Raw genomic sequence first — 15,173 nt, forward strand, 5'->3', positions numbered from 1 at the left:
AAGAGGACCCAGAATTGCTATTGGCCGTATCTCCGCAGGTCCGCCTACCGTGGAGGCATGAGCAACGACGCATCGCACGAACGGCTGATCTCCACCTCCGTCCTCGTCATCGGCACCGGCGGCGCCGGTCTGCGCGCCTCGATCGAGCTCGCGGAGCGCGGCGTGCAGGTGCTGACCGTCGGCAAGCGCCGCACGCACGACGCCCACACCACCCTCGCCGCCGGCGGCATCAACGCCGCCCTCGGCACCATGGACGCCGAGGACTCGTGGCAGCAGCACGCCGCGGACACCCTGCGAGAGTCCTACTTCCTGGCCGAGCCCGAGATCGTCGAGACGGTCACGAAGAACGCCGAGCGCGGCATCGAGGACCTGGTCCGCTGGGGGATGCCCTTCGCCCGGGAGGAGGACGGCCGCCTCTCCCAGCGCTTCTTCGGCGCGCACACGTACCGGCGCACCTGCTACGCCGGCGACTACACGGGCCTGGAGATCCAGCGCACCCTGATGCGCCGAGCCGCCGAGCTGGACGTGCCGATCATCGACACCGTCTACATCACCCGGCTGCTGGTGGCCGACGGCACGATCTTCGGCGCCTACGGCTTCGACATCGTCACCGGCCAGGGCGTGCAGATCCAGGCCGACGCGGTGATCCTCGCCGCCGGTGGCCACACCCGCATCTGGCGCGTGACCTCCTCGCGGCGCGACGAGAACACCGGCGACTCCTTCCGCCTCGCCGCCCTGGCCGGCGGCCGGATCCGCGACGCCGAGCTCGTCCAGTTCCACCCCTCCGGCCTGCTCGAGCCCGACGACGCCGCCGGCACGCTGGTCTCCGAGGCGGCCCGTGGTGAGGGCGGCGTGCTGCGCAACGCCCTCGGCGAGCGGTTCATGGAGCGATACGACGCCGAACGGCTGGAGCTGTCCACCCGCGACCGGGTGGCGCTGGCCAACTACACCGAGATCACAGAGGGTCGCGGCACCGAGCACGGCGGCGTGCTCCTCGACGTCTCCCACCTGCCGCGCGAGCAGATCCTCGCCAAGCTCCCGCGCGTCTACCGCACCCTGATCGACCTGCAGATGCTCGACATCTCCACCACCCCCGTCGAGGTCGCGCCCACGGCGCACTACTCCATGGGCGGCGTGTGGGTGCAGGCGGCGGACCACGGCACCGGGGTCGCAGGGCTCTACGCGATCGGCGAGGCCTCCTCCGGCCTGCACGGCGCGAACCGGCTCGGCGGCAACTCCCTCATCGAGCTGCTGGTCTACGGCCGGATCACCGGGCAGGCCGCCGCCGAGTTCGCGTCCGGCCGCACCCTGGTGCGGCGCGATCCGGGCGCCGTCCAGGAGGCCCGCGAGGAGCAGGCCGCGCTGCTCGGCGGCGGGGGCATCGAGGTGCCGCGCCGGCTGCAGCGCGAGGTCCGTGACGTGATGACCGCGCACGCGGGCGTGGTGAGGGACGAGGAGGGCCTGCAGGCCGGCCTCGAGAAGATCGCTGCGATCGAAGAGCGGGCAGGCCACGTCACCGCGCACCCCGACGTGGCCGGGTTCGACGATCTCGCCCACGCCTTCGACCTCAAGGGCTCCCTCCTCGCCGCACGCGCCACGCTCGAGTGCGCCCTGGAGCGCCGCGAGACCCGCGGCTGCCACAACCGCGCGGACTTCCCGGAGCAGGATCCCCGGCTGCGCGGTTCGATGGTGTGGACCCCGGACGGCGGTGTCGCCTTCGAACCGCTGCCCGAGATCCCGGAGGAGATCCGCGCCCTGGCCGAACAGCGCCTGGATGACTCCCCGCGGGGCAAGCTCGTCGAGTGACACCGGTCGACCAGTCACCGGGCCGGTCGGCACCGCGTGGGTGGATTCCGGCCCGTCGGGCACGGTCCGGAGCGCACCCGGGCTCTGGACACGCGGGAGCCGTTCCGAGATGCTGAGCGGGCAGGTCCCTGCCGCGACGAGGAGGCACCCGATGCGCATCACGAAGAAGTTCATGGTCCTGGACGCCCCGGATCCCCGGGTCGAGGCGGAGTTCTGGGCGTCCGTGCTGGGCGGACGCGTCGGCGTCGTCGACGCGGGACCCTTCGCCGGCTGGCACGACGTCATCGTGGACGGGGAGACCGCACTCGGCGTGCAATACGCCCCGGACCACGTCGCTCCCACTTGGCCGACCACCGACCCGTCGGCCCAGCACCAGCAGATCCATCCCGATCTCTACGTGCTCCGCGAGGACGTGGGCACCGCGACCCAGGAGGTCCTGGACCTCGGTGCGCACATGCTCCAGGAGGCCGAGGACGCGTCGGCCCCGCTGGGTTTCCACGTGCTCGCGGATCCTGCCGGGCACCCCTTCTGCCTCTGCTGGGACTGAGGCCTCGACCGGCGACCCGCTGACATGCAGCACTCTGAGTGGTCGGGCCAGCGTAGTCAGGTTAGGCTGTCCACAGTGCGTCATACCAGGTCAGGCTAGCCTTTCCATGGCTGACAAGCGCGACGAAGAGGTCTATCGTCGTGCCCATGAAGATGAGCAATGACCTTGAGAAGAAGTTCCAGGACCAGATCACCCTCGAGTTCGCGGCGTCGATCACCTATCGACAGCTCGCGATCGAGGCCGACGAGCAGGACCTCCCCGGCATCGCCGCGTGGCTGCGCCACCAGGCCGACGAGGAGATCGTCCACGCCAACAAGTTCATCCAGCACGTCTCCGACCGCGACAACCACGCCGCGATCGGCACGATCAACGCGCCGGGCGTGAAGCCGCGACTGTCGGTGCTGGAGATCTTCGAGGCCGCCCTCGCCCATGAGCAGAAGGTCTCCGAAGCGATCCGCGAGCTGTACCGCAGCGCCGACAAGGAAGGCGACTACGACTCCCGCCCCCTGCTGAACTGGTTCGTCGACGAGCAGATCGAGGAGGAGTCCACGGTCTCCGAGATCATCGGCCGCGTGAAGCTGATCGGCGAGGAGGGCTCCGGCATCCTGCGCCTGGACGCCGAGCTGGGTGCGCGCCCCGCCGAGTCCACCGAGGCCGACGAGGGCTGATCGCCGACGCGGACTGATCCATGGTGCGCACGCGTCGCCCGAGCGTGGGTGACGCGTGCCACACTATGTGCGGGCGGGCATCCGCACCGTCCGCGATGGCGAAGGAGAAGGCCATGTCCGCCCCGCAGTTCAGCTCCTACATCAGCTTCCCGGGGAACGCCGCCGAAGCTTTCGAGTACTACCGCGAGGTGTTCGGCGGTGAGCTCGACCTCATGACGTACGACGACATCCCCGACCTGTCCGGCTTCCCGTTCACCCCGCCCGCGGGCTCGGTGGCGCACGCCCAGCTGCACGGTGGCCTGGTGACCCTCGCCGGTGGGGACGGCATCAGCGCCCCGGGGGAAGAGCTGCCTCCCCTCGAGTCCGACGTCTATTCGTTCCTCGTGGGACTCGATCGCGTGGACGACGCGCATGCCCTCATCGAGACCCTCACCTCATCCGGGGCGAAGATCGCCATGCCGTTCGAGCTCGCCCCGTGGGGCGACCACTACGGGCAGGTGAAGGACCGCTTCGGCGTACTCTGGGCGCTCGTCGTCGCTGGAGCGCCCCCGGCCTGAGGCCGATCACGAGCACACCGGCCCGAGCACGTCGACCCTCTCGCGACGAACGGCACCTGATCAGCCCTGACCGGTGGTGCGTCGCAGAGGTCCGGCCGCGCGCTGTCCACGGGTGATGATCGAGTCGAGGGCGGCGCGGGTGTCCCTGAGCTCGTCGATGGCCCCGTCGATCCGGTCGCGCTGTTGCGCGAGCCCCTCCACCAAGCCTTCGCAACCCGGAATCAGCCGACCGTCGTCGTCGACGATGCACGGGAGCGCTTCGAGGATCTGAGCGGTGCTCAGTCCGGCGGCGAGGAGAGTCCTGATCCGCTGGACGGAGGCGACGTCCTCCTGGCTGTACACGCGATAGCCACTCGGCCGTCGGTCCGGGGACAGCAGCCCGTGCTCCTCGTAATAGCGCAGCGCACGCTGGCTGACGCCCGTGCGGCGTGCGAGTTCCCCGATGCGCATGCGCCCTCCTGCTCGACTCTCACGTCGACGCCTTGACTCTCACGTCGGCGTCAAGGTTTACCGTCACTGCCATGACCACCGCAACTGTGCTCGGACTCGGCCAGATGGGACATGCCCTCGCCGCGGCACTCACCCGCTCCCACCATCCCACCACCGTCTGGAACCGCACCTCGGGGAAAGCGCACGATCTCGACGTGACGGTTGCGTCGACTCCTGCGGAGGCGGTCTCCGCCAGCCCGCTCGTCATCGTGTGCCTTCCGGATTACGAGGTGGTGCGAACCGTCCTGGATCCTCTGCCCTTGTCAGGGAGCACTGTGGTGAACGTCAGCGGAGGCTCGCCAGAGCAGGCCCGCGAGATCGACGCGTGGGCGGCCGAGAAGGGCATCGACTACATCGACGGTGTGATCGTGGCGACGCCCGAGGTCATCGGCAGCCCCGCCGCGGCGCTCTACTACAGCGGGCGCCGCGACGCGTATGAGACGCACAGATCGACCCTCGCCGCGTTCGGGGAGAACGCGATCCACCTCGGAGACGACGTCGGCATGGCTTCCGCATTCGACGCCTCTCTCCAGAGCATGCTCTGGACCTCGATGAGCGGCGTAGTGCACATGTTCGCTCTCGCCTCCGCGGAGAACATCTCGGCCCAGGACATTGCCGGCTCCGCCAAGACGATGCTCGCTCTCTTCCCGGACATGATCGACCTGCTCGCCGAGCAGGTCGATGCAGGCCGCTTCCCCGCCGACGGGGCCTCGATCGCCGCGACGGCGGCGGTCCTGGACCACATCCTGAGCACCCTCCACAGCAACGGCCTCGACGACGGCGTGCTCCGTGCCGTGCGGGCGGACCTGCACCAGGCGATCGAGGCGGGGCACGGGTCCGAGGGGTTCGGTCGGCTCTCCACTCTCGCGGCCCGCTAGACCACCTCGGGCAGAGCGCTCGTCACACCTGTCCTGGCGGCGACCGAGGGATCGCGGCGCAGCATCAACACCAAGGAGATCGCCAGGGCGAGGATGACGAAGATGAAGGGAGCCGCCGAGAGCATCACGGCGGTCTGCAGGGCGTCCAGGCCGCCGGCGTAGAGCAGCACGGCGGCGGTCGCACCTGTGAGCACGCCCCACAGCCCCATCACCGGGCGACCGGGGTCCATGCGCCCGTCCGTGGAGATCACCGAGAGCACGTAGGTGTTCGAGTCCGCGCCGGTGACGAAGTACAGCACCACCAGGACCACCGCGACCACCGAGGTCAGCGGCGTCAGGGGCAGCTGATCGAGCAAGCCGAAGAAGGCCGTGTTGACGTTCTCCGCCGCCGCCGCGCCGATGCCGGTGCCGCGCTCGAGGTCCATGAACATCGCCGACCCGCCGAAGACGGTGAACCAGGCGGAGAAGATCAGGGTCGGCACGCCGAGGACGACCAGCACGAACTGCCGGATGGTCCGGCCGCGGGAGATGCGGGCCAGGAAGACGCCGACGAAGGCGCCCCAGGAGATCCACCAGGCCATCATGAAGTAGGTCCACCCCTGCATCCAGGCCAGGTCCTGGCCATCGGTGGGCAGCATGAGGCTGATCTCGACGAATCCGCCCGCGTACCCGCCCAGCGAGCGGAGGAAGAGGTTGATCAGCCAGCCGGTGGGGCCGGTGAGCAGCACGAACAGCAGCAGGGCCGCGGCGATCACCATCGTGGCCTGGCTCAGGTAGCGGATGCCGCGGCCGATGCCGCTCATCGCCGAGGCCGTGAACAGCATGGTGACCAGCGCGATCACGATGAGCTGCACGCCGGTGGTCGTCAGGTCCACCCCGGCGATCCGGCTCAGGCCCTGACTGATCTGGGCAGCGCCCAGACCCAGGGACGTCGTGGTCCCGAACAGGGTGGAGAGGATCACCAGCACGTCGACGGCCTTGCCCACAGCGCCGTCGGCGTGGCGACCGATCAGCGGGCGCAGGATCGGTGAGACCAGCCCCTTGTTGCCGAGCCGGTGGGTGGAGTAGCCGATGGCGAGCCCGAAGGTGGCGAACACCGCCCATGCGTGCAGTCCCCAGTCCAGGAAGGTGAAGCGCAGCGCGTCGACCGCCGCGTCACGGCTGCCGGGCTCGGCGAGGTCGTGCGGCGGGTCGAGAAGGTGGGACACCGGCTCCGCGACGCCGTAGGTGATCATCCCGATCCCCATCACCGCGCCCAGCAGCATCGCGATCCAGGCGTGGGTGGGGTACTGGGGTCGCGAGCCGTCGGGGCCCAGGCGGATGTCGCCGATGCGGGTGCACGCCAGGACGAGCAGCAGGCCGATGAGGCCCAGCGGGATGAGCAGCAGGGACCAGCCGCTGGTGGCGGTCACCCAGTTCATCGCCGCATCAGCGGCGGCGCTCAACTGCGCGGGCCAGAGGCCGGCGACGGCGAGGAGGACGACGATGAGCGTCACCGACGTCCAGAAGACCCCGTTCAGCGAGCTGCCGGGCAGGTTCGGGGCGCTCGGGAACCGCTCGGTCTCTCGTCGAGTGCGTCTCGGATCACAGGGGGCAGCAGTGCTGTCCGGGCGTGGTTCAGCGGGGGCGTCCTGCGTCATGGCGCGGTCCGTTCATCGAGGGGGAGGTGCGGCGTCACGACGCGGTCGTGAAGGAGTCGGTGACGGGTCGAGGTCCCGACCGGGGAGGGGGCGCAGGATCGGCCGCTGAGCTCAGCGAGGCGATGGAGTGCCGTGCTCCCGTGACCGCGCGACGTCACCTGGCGGGGACGGCGCCCGGACAGCGTCGCCGTGGCACGGAGGCGGCACGGGCGAGGCCTGGTCGCGGAGCGCTCCACAGTACGGGGTCGACGCGCTCGACCTCGACGCCGCGACCGGAATATGGGGCGCAGGTCTCCCTCGAACACCCGGCTCGTGCCCTGCCGGTCGATCTCGGCACGCGGGACGTGCCACACACCCCCCTAGTGGAATGTTCAACGAACGCGTAGGGTTGACGCCACTATGCGAGCCTTCGGATTCCTCAGCTTCGGCCACTACGGCGGCAGCCCCACGCAGGGCGGCCTCAGCGCCCGCCAGATGCTGCACGACGCGATCGACATCTCGGTCGGCGCGGACGAGCTGGGCGTCAACGGCGCCTACTTCCGCGTCCACCACTTCGCGCAGCAGTCCGCCTCTCCGATGCCGCTGCTCTCGGCAGTCGCCGCGCGCACGCAGCGGATCGAGGTGGGCACCGGCGTGATCGACATGCGCTATGAGAACCCGCTGTACTTCGCGGAGGAGGCCGCGGCGCTCGACCTCATCGCCGACGGTCGGGTCGCCCTCGGCGTCTCCCGGGGAAGCCCTGAGCCCGCCGAACGCGGGTGGGAGTCCTTCGGCTACACCGGGTCGACGGACCCGCGCGGCGCCGATATCGCCCATGCGAAGTTCGAAGCGTTCGTGCAGGCCATCCAGGGTGAGCCGATGGCCCGCGCCGCGGAGCAGCCCTACGGCGCCCCGGTCCAGCCCGGTCAGGGCCTGCGCATCGAGCCCTACTCCCCCGAGCTGATCCGCCGCATCTGGTGGGGTGCCGGGTCCCGGGAGACCGCCGAGCGCACGGGCACGCAGGGTCTGAACCTGATGAGCTCGACCCTGCTCACCGAGGCCACCGGCGCGGCCTTCGGCGACCTGCAGGCCGAGCAGATCCAGGGGTACCGCGAGGCGTTCCGGGAGGCCGGGCATGCGCACACCCCGCGGGTGTCGGTCTCGCGCAGCGTGTTCCCGATCGTCACGGAGCAGGACCGCATGCTGTTCGGGCTGCGCCCGGGCGATGGCGCCGACCAGATCGGGATCATCGACGGGCACCGATCGACCTTCGGCAGGACCTACACCGGCGAGCCCGATCAGCTCATCGAACAGCTGCAGGCCGACGCCGCGGTGCAGGCCGCCGACACTCTCATGCTCACGATCCCCTCGCAGGCGGGCGTCGAGCTGAACCTCCACATCCTCGAGAGCTTCGCGACGCACATCGCGCCGGAACTGGGCTGGCGGCCCACCACGGAGGGCCCGGTCCAGGGCGACCCGATCCGCTGACCGGCACGTACCCTCGGACCATGCTCCGCATAGCCACCGCCAACGTCAACGGGATCCGGGCCGCGCACCGCCGGGGATTCGGCGACTGGCTGGCAGGTCGCGAGTGCGACGTCGTCGCGCTCCAGGAGGTCCGGGCGCAGGCCGACAAGCTCCCCGATGCCGCGTTCGGCGACTACCACGTCGCTCTCGACACCGGGTCCCTCCCCGGCCGCAACGGGGTCGCGGTGCTCACCCGGCACGCTCCGGAGGCGGTCCGGACGTGGCACGGCGCCGCGCTCGTAGGAGGCCCACCAGAAGCGGTCGGCGTTCTCGGGCCCGTGCCCGCAGCCGACCGCGTCCCCCTCGCCCGCGGGCTCGGACGGTTCGCCGCCGAGGGGCGCTATCTCGAGGTCGACCTCGCGGACGCACCGCTCACGATCGCCTGCCTCTACCTGCCCAAGGGCGGGCTTCCCGCCGAGCTGCAGCGGCCCGAGCGGATGCGCGAGGCGCCCGACGGAGGCGCACGCTACGCCCGGAAGATGGGGTTCATGGCGGCCTTCTCCCGCTATCTCGTGCGGACCCGCCGGGCGGCCGCGGCAGGTGGCCGCGAGTACCTGCTCATGGGCGACCTCAACATCGCGCACACGAGGCAGGACCTCGCGGCGTGGCGCCGCAACCAGCGCAATGACGGGTTCCTCCCGGAGGAGCGCGCGTGGTTCGGGCAGCAGCTCTCCCCGCGCACACTGGTCGACGTCGTACGGCGGCTGCACCCCGACGAGGACGGCCCGTACTCGTGGTGGTCGTGGCTCGGGCAGTCGTTCGCGAAGGACACCGGATGGCGCCTCGACTACCACCTCGCGACGCCCCGTCTCGCACGGGCCGCGGTCCGTGCCGAGGTCGATCGGGACTTCCGCGGCGAGCGCCTCTCCGACCATTCCCCGGTCGTCGTCGACTACGAGCGCTGACCTGCACGGCCTCCGCCTCGGCGTCGGAGGTCGCCCGCCGCCGGGCCCCTCTCGCCCCCACCCACGGTTCCCTCGGATCGGCCTGTCGCCGGCGGGGTTCCTCCCGTAAAGTGAGCTGTCGTGAGTGCCGGTCGGAGCACTCGTCCGCAGCCCCGACGGAGGACCGCGATGCCCGCCCCGCATCCCGCAGTCGTCCAGGCTGCGCCTGCTGCACCCACCCCGGCGACGCCCTCCTCCGCCCTCACCGGCACCGAGACCTCCCGCCGTCTCCTCGGCGCTGAGCCCGAGGCTAGAGCGATGACACTCTGGGGCTCCTCGTCCATGAGCTCCGAGGGCGGGGGCGAGGCCACGCCGCTCCCGATCCGCATCCACGAGCACCTCGCGCTCTCCGCCGCCCCGGCTCCGGTCCATTCCTTCGGCGTCGGTGCCACGCGGTCCGCGCACACCCTGCTCATGCGGGGCCTGGAGACCCCACGCCTGTTCCCGCGCGTCGGTCGTCCCGAGTCCTCCGACGGCACTGCGTCGGTGCCGGTCGCCCTGGAGACCGGGTTGGCCCCGGCCGGGCCGCTGCGCATCCCCGGCTCGGTCGACGGGACGTCGGGAATGCTCGACGGCAGCAGCGGGACCTGGTACTTCACGGCCGACGACACGAGCCGCGGCCCGGTGGAGGGCGTCTTCACCTCCGCCCTCGCCGAGGTTGCCGCCCACTCCCGGCAGGTGCTGTGGATGGGCAAGAACAACATCCTCGACGTCACCGAGGTCCTGGACGACACCCAGCGGATGTGGGACGCGGCCGAGACCCCGGAGCAGGACACCCTCGTGCTGGGGCAGTGGTGCACGGAGGCCGATGCACGCGGCGCGGCGACCGGGGACGCCGTCGCGGCGGTCACCGCGGAACAGGCCCGACGGTACGGGGACCATTTCCTGGACCTGCAGGCCCTGCTGACCGGCGAGGAGGGTCTGCGCTGCGCCCCGCTCGCGCCCCTGGCGCTGCTGGAGCAGGGCAGCACTCAGGAGGCGCTCGAGCGCGCTGTGGTGCCACCGTCGCTGGTCGCTGCGGACGGCATCCACCTCAACGGCTGGGGGAATCTCGCCGTGTGTTGGGCGATCGTCCGTCGCCTGCGGGAGCTGCGATGGCTGTGAGACGCCCTGCCCCGCCGCGCCTGCATGCCGGGCGGCCGGGGGCGACGGCCGTCATGGGTGGCATGGAAGCGGTCGACCCCTCACCCACCCCGACGCCGCACGCCCCGTCCCGCCGCGTCCTGCTGCTGGCGGGAGCCGCTGCGGCCGCGGTCGCCGGGACCGTCGCCGCCGGGACGATACTGACCCGGGGCGACGGAGCCGCCACGGCCGCCTCCGCCGTCGGGGGCGGCGCCATGGATCCGTCCACCACCGGGTCCTTCCTCGACGTGCCGGAGAACGTTGAGGGCCGGGAGGCCATGGTCTGGGCCCATACGACCGGCGTGCAGCCGGCCCTGAACGGGTCCCGCTACGCCCCGGATCAGGTGGTCACCCGTGGGGACCTCGCGGTGGCGCTGCACCGCTTCGCCGGCTCCCCCGCCGTCCCGCTCGCGGACACCCCGGCCCTGCTCGCCGACCTCGGCGAGGACCCCGACCGGGCCGCCGCGCTGCTGTGGCTGTACGGGCAGGGTGCGCTCTGGGGCGACGCCTCCCTGCAGGTGCATCCCGAGCGGAGCGCGACCCGCGATGATACGGCGGGCCTGCTGGCCGCGCTGCTGCGCCCGGCGCTGGCCGGTGTCGGCGCCACCTGGGTCCCCTCGGCCGACGCCCCGACATCGCAGTCGCAGTCGCAGTCGCAGTCGGCCGAACCCTGGAGCTCGCTCGCGGATGCGCGCTGGCTCGAGGCGGCGGGCATGGTTCCCGACGCGCCGCCGGGCACCCTCTGGGCCGGGAAGGACGACGTCACCCGCGCGGACCTCGCGATCTGCCTGCACCGCGCCGACACCGCCATCGCCGGCGCGATGGGGTGAGCCCCCGGCGGACCGCACCGCGATAACAGCCCCGACGTGTCGCCGCTCACGCATAGGGTTGTCCCATGCCATCGACCCCCGCTCACGCTGCATACCTCCGCCACCCCGACGTCCGCGGCGACAGCGTCGTCTTCACCGCGGCCAACGACGTGTGGCTCGCACCCCTCGCCGGCGGCCGCGCCTGGCGTCTGACCGACGAGGGCGCCCCCGTCGCCCACCCGCGGTTCTCGCCCGACGGCATCCACGTCGCCTACACCTCCCGCACCTCCGGCGGCCCCGAGGTGTGGGTGATCCCGGTCGAGGGCGACACCGCCCCGCGCCGCCTGACCACCTGGGGGAAGCCGTCGACGAAGGTCGTCGGCTGGCTCCCGGACGGCCGTGTCATCGCCTCCACCAGCTACGGCGCCCCCGTCGCGCGGGACGCGCAGCTGTGGGCGGTCGACCTCGACGGTCACGCCGAGGTGCTTCCCCTGGGCCGCAGCGGCGAGGTCGCGATCCACCCCTCGGGCACCACCGTGGTCGCCACCCCGACCGGGCGCGACCAGGCCTCCTGGAAGCACTACCAGGGCGGCACCGCCGCGAAGCTCTGGATCTCCCACGAGGACGTCGCCCTGGACGCCCCGCCCGCCGCGCATGCCGCCCGCTCCTGGGAGCGGCTGCTCGAGAGCATCCTGGCCTCGAAGCGGCGCATCGCCTGGTACGGCGACCGTCTGCTGTTCGCCTCGGATACCCCCGGGGTCGACGCGGCCCGCGCCGACCGCGCCACCGCGAACCTCTGGTCCGTGGCGCTGGACGGCTCCGACCTGCAGGTCCACACCTCGCTGACCTCCGATCAGGGCTACCTGCGCGAGCCCGCCACCGACGGCAGCACGATCGTCTTCACCTCGCGGGGCCGGCTGTTCGCCATGGACTCGCTGGACGCGGCGCCGCGCGAGGTCGAGATCCTGGCCTCCGGCGTCGGCGCCTCCCGCCTGCCGCGTCCCGCCTCCCCGGACGCGAACCTGCTGGCCATGCGCCCGGTGCATGACGCCCGTGCGAGCGTCGTCGAGTGGCGGGGCAGCGCCCACGCCCTGACCCACCGTGGCGGTCCCGCGCGTCTGCTCGGCGGTACCTGCGGGCTGCGTCTGCGCGAGGTCCGCCCGCTCGGCCGCTCCCCCTTCGCCCTGTTCGTCACCGACGCGAAGGCCCTTGCGGATCGCGAGACCGGAGGCGTCGGCTCCGACGTGCTGGCGCTGGCGCGCCTGGACGGCGGCGGCGAGGAGATCCGCTTCGACCTCGGGGACGTGGGCCGGATCCTGCACGCGATCCCCTCCCCGGACGGCTCCAAGGTCGCGATCTCCACGCACGACAACGTGGTGCGCCTGGTGACGCTGCGCGGCCTGACCGACCCGGCGAAGACCTCGTCGGCCCCCTCGACGGGCGGGCCCGCCTCCCCGTGGGAGCAGGAGGGCGAGGACGCTCCGGCGCCGCCGCGGCTCGACCACGTGCGCGAGGTGGGACGCTCCACCGGTGGCGAGGTGGCCGACCTGGCCTGGTCCCCGGACGGCCGCTGGCTGGTGTGGACCGAGCCGAACTCGTGGATGCTCAGCCGGTTGATGATCTCGGACACCGAGGACGCCGAGCCGATGGGTCGCGCGCTCACCTCAGGCAAGTACCAGGACTCGGCCCCGGCCTTCAGCGCGGACGGCAAGCACCTGGCACTGCTGTCGCTGCGCACCTTCGAGACGGTCTACGACGACATGGTCTTCGACCTCGGCTTCGTCAACGCGGAGCGGCCCTTCCTGATCCCCCTGGAGCGCTCCACGCCCGACCCGTTCGGTCCGCAGCCGGACGGCTGGGGCGCGAGCGCCGAGGACGACAAGGCCGGGCAGAGGTCGACCGGCACGGAGTCCGCCGGGGGCGGGCAGGCCGCAGCGGGCACGCACGGCGCGACGGCGAGCGAGGCCGGGGGCCACCCGGTCGGCGCCACCAGTCCGTCCGGGGCCGACGAGGCGACGAAACCCCCGGTCACCCGCGTGGACCTGGAGTCGGTCGAGGCGCGCCTGGTGCCGTTCCCGGTGATCTCCGGCTCGTACTCGCACCTGACCGCGGTCAGCGGCGGCTTCGTATGGCTGCGCCACCCGCAGCAGGGCGTGCTCGGCTCCGCGCGTGCGGGCGTCGAGGGCGAGGAGCCGCGGCCCACCCTCGAGCACTGGGCCCTCGCCGACCGCAAGCTCACCGTGCTCGCCGAGGGCGTCACCGACCTCTCGGCCTCCGGTGACGGCGAGACCCTGGTCATCAGGCAGGGGGAGAACTGGGTGCAGGTCCCGGCCTCCCGCAAGGTCGAGGACGACGATCCCGCCCGGGTGGCCATCGACACCGGGCGCCTGCGGCTGTTCGTCGACCCCGTCGAGGAGCGTCGCGGGATGCTCTGGGACAACTACCGGATCATGGCCCAGCAGTACTGGCGCGCCGATCTGGACGGCATGGACTGGCACGCGATGACCTCCTGGTACGACCCGGTGGTGGAGCGGGTGGTCACCGAGGACGACTTCCAGGACATGATGTGGGAGGTCCAGGGCGAGCTCGGCACCTCCCACGCCTACGTGATGGGCGGCGTCTACCAGGCCGATCCTCCGATGCTGCCCGCCTATCTCGGCGCCGACATCGAGCATCGCGACGGGCGCTGGGTGATCACCCGGATCCTGCCCGGGGATTCCTCCGACCCGGAGGCCCGCTCCCCGCTGCTGGCACCGGGCGTGGCCGCAGAGGTGGGCGATGCGGTCGTGCGGGTGGACGGGCGCGACGTCGGCCCCGCCGGCGGAGGCGTGCAAGGACAGCTGGTCGGCTCCGCGGACACCCCGACGGAGCTCGTGCTCGAGCGAGACGGGGTCGAGCGCCGCGTCGCCGTCATCCCGCTGGCCGACGACTCCCAGCTGCGCTACCAGGACTGGGTCGCCTCACGGCGCGCCCGGGTCGAGGAGCTCTCGAACGGTCGCCTCGGGTACCTGCACATCCCCGACATGGTCTCCTCCGGCTGGGCGCAGATGCACCGTGACCTGCGCGAGGCCTCCACCAAGGAGGGCATCGTGGTCGACGTGCGCTACAACAGCGGCGGCCACACCTCGCAGCTGGTCACCGACCGTCTCGCGCGCCGCGTGCTGTCCTGGGACTACCCACGCCACGAGACGCCGGGGACCTATCCGCAGTTCGCGCCCCGCGGCGCCTTGGTGCTGGTGACCAACCAGGAGGCCGGGTCCGACGGCGACATCGTGGGTGCCGTCGCCCGGGCGATGAAGATCGGTCCCGTGGTCGGCATGCGCACCTGGGGCGGCGTGATCGGCATCGACGGCCGCTACGACCTGGTCGACGGCACCGGCGTCACCCAGCCGAAGTACGCCAGCTGGTTCGAGGGCGAGGACTGGGAGATCGAGAACTACGGCGTCGAGCCCGACATCGAGATCCCGCTGCCGCCGAACGCCTGGGTGAGCGGTGAGGACCCGCAGCTCGAGCGCGGGGTCACCGAGGCGCTCACCCTGCTCGAACGGACGCCCGCCGCGAGCGCTCCCCCGCTGCCCGCGCCGCGCTTCGGACGCCAAGCCGGCTGACCCGAGCCGACTGAGTCGGCCCCCGCGGATCGTCGCCCCAGGACCGATGTTTCGTCGAACACCGGTCCTGGGGCGACAATCGGTGGCGCCGGACGAGCCGGCAGCCCCCTCCCCCCGCCGCGCGGCGCAGGACCCGGCAGGACGGCCGAATGGCAGCGAGGGCCCCATGTGGGTCAGCGCGGGTCGGCGAGGGCTCCACGCGGGTCAGCGCGGCATGTGGGCGACGATCTCGGGATGGCGCACCGCCAGGTCCTGGCGCTGCACGGGGCGGTCGAAGCGCCCAGGCTCCGCCTCGTGCGCGGCGGTGCGGGCCACGGGATGGACGTCGTCGGGCTGAAGGTCGCGGGCGATCATCTCGTTGCCGAAGGCGAGGCGCTCGCGGGGAGTGAGCGGCGCGTCGCCCAGTTCCCGTGGGGCGGCGATCCGTGAGGCGAGCAGCCGGGTGAGAGCCCCGAGGGCCACGGCGACGACGGCGATGAGAACGATGAGCGTGAGGCCGATCAGTGCGGAGGTCATGTCTCGATCCTGGGCCGGAGCACCCTTCAGGACAAGCGATGATTCATGCCCCACTGTTCAGCGGGACTGAACGGCAGTAGGGT

General features: G+C 71.9%; 13 protein-coding genes. 10 read left to right on the plus strand and 3 right to left on the minus strand.

All coding sequences use genetic code 11. From position 1 onward, the window contains the following. The first annotated feature begins 57 nt into the window (after positions 1 to 57). The 4 genes from JOF43_RS02815 (at position 58) to JOF43_RS02830 (ending at position 3,578) form a co-directional block, all read left to right on the plus strand. Complete coding sequence (locus tag JOF43_RS02815; RefSeq protein ID WP_209898786.1) at positions 58 to 1,806, plus strand: FAD-binding protein; 1,749 nt, start codon at positions 58 to 60, stop codon at positions 1,804 to 1,806. 151 nt (positions 1,807 to 1,957) lie between these two features. Then, entirely contained in the window at positions 1,958 to 2,353 is a 396-nt protein-coding gene (locus tag JOF43_RS02820) for a VOC family protein (RefSeq protein WP_209898789.1), read from the plus strand. Positions 2,354 to 2,499: 146 nt separating this feature from the next. Then, positions 2,500 to 3,021, plus strand: a complete 522-nt coding sequence (locus JOF43_RS02825; RefSeq protein ID WP_209898792.1) for a ferritin — start codon at positions 2,500 to 2,502, stop codon at positions 3,019 to 3,021. 113 nt (positions 3,022 to 3,134) lie between these two features. Continuing rightward, positions 3,135 to 3,578, plus strand: a complete 444-nt coding sequence (locus tag JOF43_RS02830) for a VOC family protein (protein WP_209898796.1) — start codon at positions 3,135 to 3,137, stop codon at positions 3,576 to 3,578. Between the two features lie 60 nt (positions 3,579 to 3,638). On the opposite strand, the gene JOF43_RS02835 is transcribed toward JOF43_RS02830, so the two are convergent. Continuing rightward, the gene (locus JOF43_RS02835; protein ID WP_209898799.1) at positions 3,639 to 4,028 is read right to left on the minus strand and encodes a MerR family transcriptional regulator; all 390 of its coding nucleotides are present in this window, start codon (positions 4,026 to 4,028) and stop codon (positions 3,639 to 3,641) included. A 71-nt stretch (positions 4,029 to 4,099) separates the two neighbouring features. On the opposite strand from JOF43_RS02835, the gene JOF43_RS02840 reads away from it, so the two are divergent. Further along, positions 4,100 to 4,945 (plus strand): NAD(P)-dependent oxidoreductase, encoded by an 846-nt coding sequence (locus tag JOF43_RS02840; protein WP_209898802.1) that lies wholly within the window; start codon positions 4,100 to 4,102, stop codon positions 4,943 to 4,945. Here JOF43_RS02840 and JOF43_RS02845 read toward each other — a convergent pair. Continuing rightward, positions 4,942 to 6,585 (minus strand): BCCT family transporter, encoded by a 1,644-nt coding sequence (locus JOF43_RS02845; RefSeq protein WP_209898805.1) that lies wholly within the window; start codon positions 6,583 to 6,585, stop codon positions 4,942 to 4,944. The two genes, JOF43_RS02840 and JOF43_RS02845, sit on opposite strands and share 4 nt — an antisense overlap. A 399-nt stretch (positions 6,586 to 6,984) precedes the next feature. Between JOF43_RS02845 and JOF43_RS02850 the strand changes: the two genes are divergently transcribed. From JOF43_RS02850 to JOF43_RS02870, 5 genes are all read left to right on the plus strand, one after another. Further along, positions 6,985 to 8,052 (plus strand): LLM class flavin-dependent oxidoreductase, encoded by a 1,068-nt coding sequence (locus JOF43_RS02850; protein WP_209898808.1) that lies wholly within the window; start codon positions 6,985 to 6,987, stop codon positions 8,050 to 8,052. A 20-nt stretch (positions 8,053 to 8,072) separates the two neighbouring features. Continuing rightward, positions 8,073 to 8,996: an exodeoxyribonuclease III gene (locus JOF43_RS02855; RefSeq protein ID WP_209898810.1), complete on the plus strand. Its 924-nt coding sequence runs from the start codon at positions 8,073 to 8,075 to the stop codon at positions 8,994 to 8,996. A 297-nt stretch (positions 8,997 to 9,293) separates the two neighbouring features. Continuing rightward, complete coding sequence (locus JOF43_RS02860) at positions 9,294 to 10,139, plus strand: hypothetical protein (protein ID WP_245353996.1); 846 nt, start codon at positions 9,294 to 9,296, stop codon at positions 10,137 to 10,139. Then, entirely contained in the window at positions 10,130 to 10,987 is an 858-nt protein-coding gene (locus tag JOF43_RS02865; RefSeq protein ID WP_209898815.1) for a hypothetical protein, read from the plus strand. Before JOF43_RS02860 ends, JOF43_RS02865 begins: the two co-directional genes overlap by 10 nt. A gap of 65 nt (positions 10,988 to 11,052) precedes the next feature. After that, complete coding sequence (locus tag JOF43_RS02870; protein ID WP_209898817.1) at positions 11,053 to 14,574, plus strand: S41 family peptidase; 3,522 nt, start codon at positions 11,053 to 11,055, stop codon at positions 14,572 to 14,574. A gap of 204 nt (positions 14,575 to 14,778) precedes the next feature. On the opposite strand, the gene JOF43_RS02875 is transcribed toward JOF43_RS02870, so the two are convergent. Beyond that, on the minus strand, positions 14,779 to 15,090 hold the full coding sequence (locus JOF43_RS02875) for a hypothetical protein (protein WP_209898820.1): 312 nt from the start codon (positions 15,088 to 15,090) through the stop codon (positions 14,779 to 14,781). Positions 15,091 to 15,173 lie beyond the last annotated feature (83 nt).

The organism is Brachybacterium sacelli (assembly GCF_017876545.1).
Taxonomy (GTDB): Bacteria; Actinomycetota; Actinomycetes; order Actinomycetales; family Dermabacteraceae; genus Brachybacterium; species Brachybacterium sacelli.

Excerpts from the sequence above, each read along its gene's own strand:
- JOF43_RS02855 (WP_209898810.1), top strand. The coding sequence starts at position 8,073 with ATGCTCCGCATAGCCACCGCCAACGTCAACGGGATCCGGGCCGCGCAC.
- JOF43_RS02850 (WP_209898808.1), top strand. The coding sequence starts at position 6,985 with ATGCGAGCCTTCGGATTCCTCAGCTTCGGCCACTACGGCGGCAGCCCC.
- JOF43_RS02845 (WP_209898805.1), bottom strand. The coding sequence starts at position 6,585 with ATGACGCAGGACGCCCCCGCTGAACCACGCCCGGACAGCACTGCTGCC.
- JOF43_RS02865 (WP_209898815.1), top strand. The coding sequence starts at position 10,130 with ATGGCTGTGAGACGCCCTGCCCCGCCGCGCCTGCATGCCGGGCGGCCG.
- JOF43_RS02815 (WP_209898786.1), top strand. The coding sequence starts at position 58 with ATGAGCAACGACGCATCGCACGAACGGCTGATCTCCACCTCCGTCCTC.
- JOF43_RS02875 (WP_209898820.1), bottom strand. The coding sequence starts at position 15,090 with ATGACCTCCGCACTGATCGGCCTCACGCTCATCGTTCTCATCGCCGTC.
- JOF43_RS02830 (WP_209898796.1), top strand. The coding sequence starts at position 3,135 with ATGTCCGCCCCGCAGTTCAGCTCCTACATCAGCTTCCCGGGGAACGCC.
- JOF43_RS02860 (WP_245353996.1), top strand. The coding sequence starts at position 9,294 with ATGACACTCTGGGGCTCCTCGTCCATGAGCTCCGAGGGCGGGGGCGAG.
- JOF43_RS02820 (WP_209898789.1), top strand. The coding sequence starts at position 1,958 with ATGCGCATCACGAAGAAGTTCATGGTCCTGGACGCCCCGGATCCCCGG.
- JOF43_RS02870 (WP_209898817.1), top strand. The coding sequence starts at position 11,053 with ATGCCATCGACCCCCGCTCACGCTGCATACCTCCGCCACCCCGACGTC.
- JOF43_RS02835 (WP_209898799.1), bottom strand. The coding sequence starts at position 4,028 with ATGCGCATCGGGGAACTCGCACGCCGCACGGGCGTCAGCCAGCGTGCG.
- JOF43_RS02825 (WP_209898792.1), top strand. The coding sequence starts at position 2,500 with ATGAAGATGAGCAATGACCTTGAGAAGAAGTTCCAGGACCAGATCACC.
- JOF43_RS02840 (WP_209898802.1), top strand. The coding sequence starts at position 4,100 with ATGACCACCGCAACTGTGCTCGGACTCGGCCAGATGGGACATGCCCTC.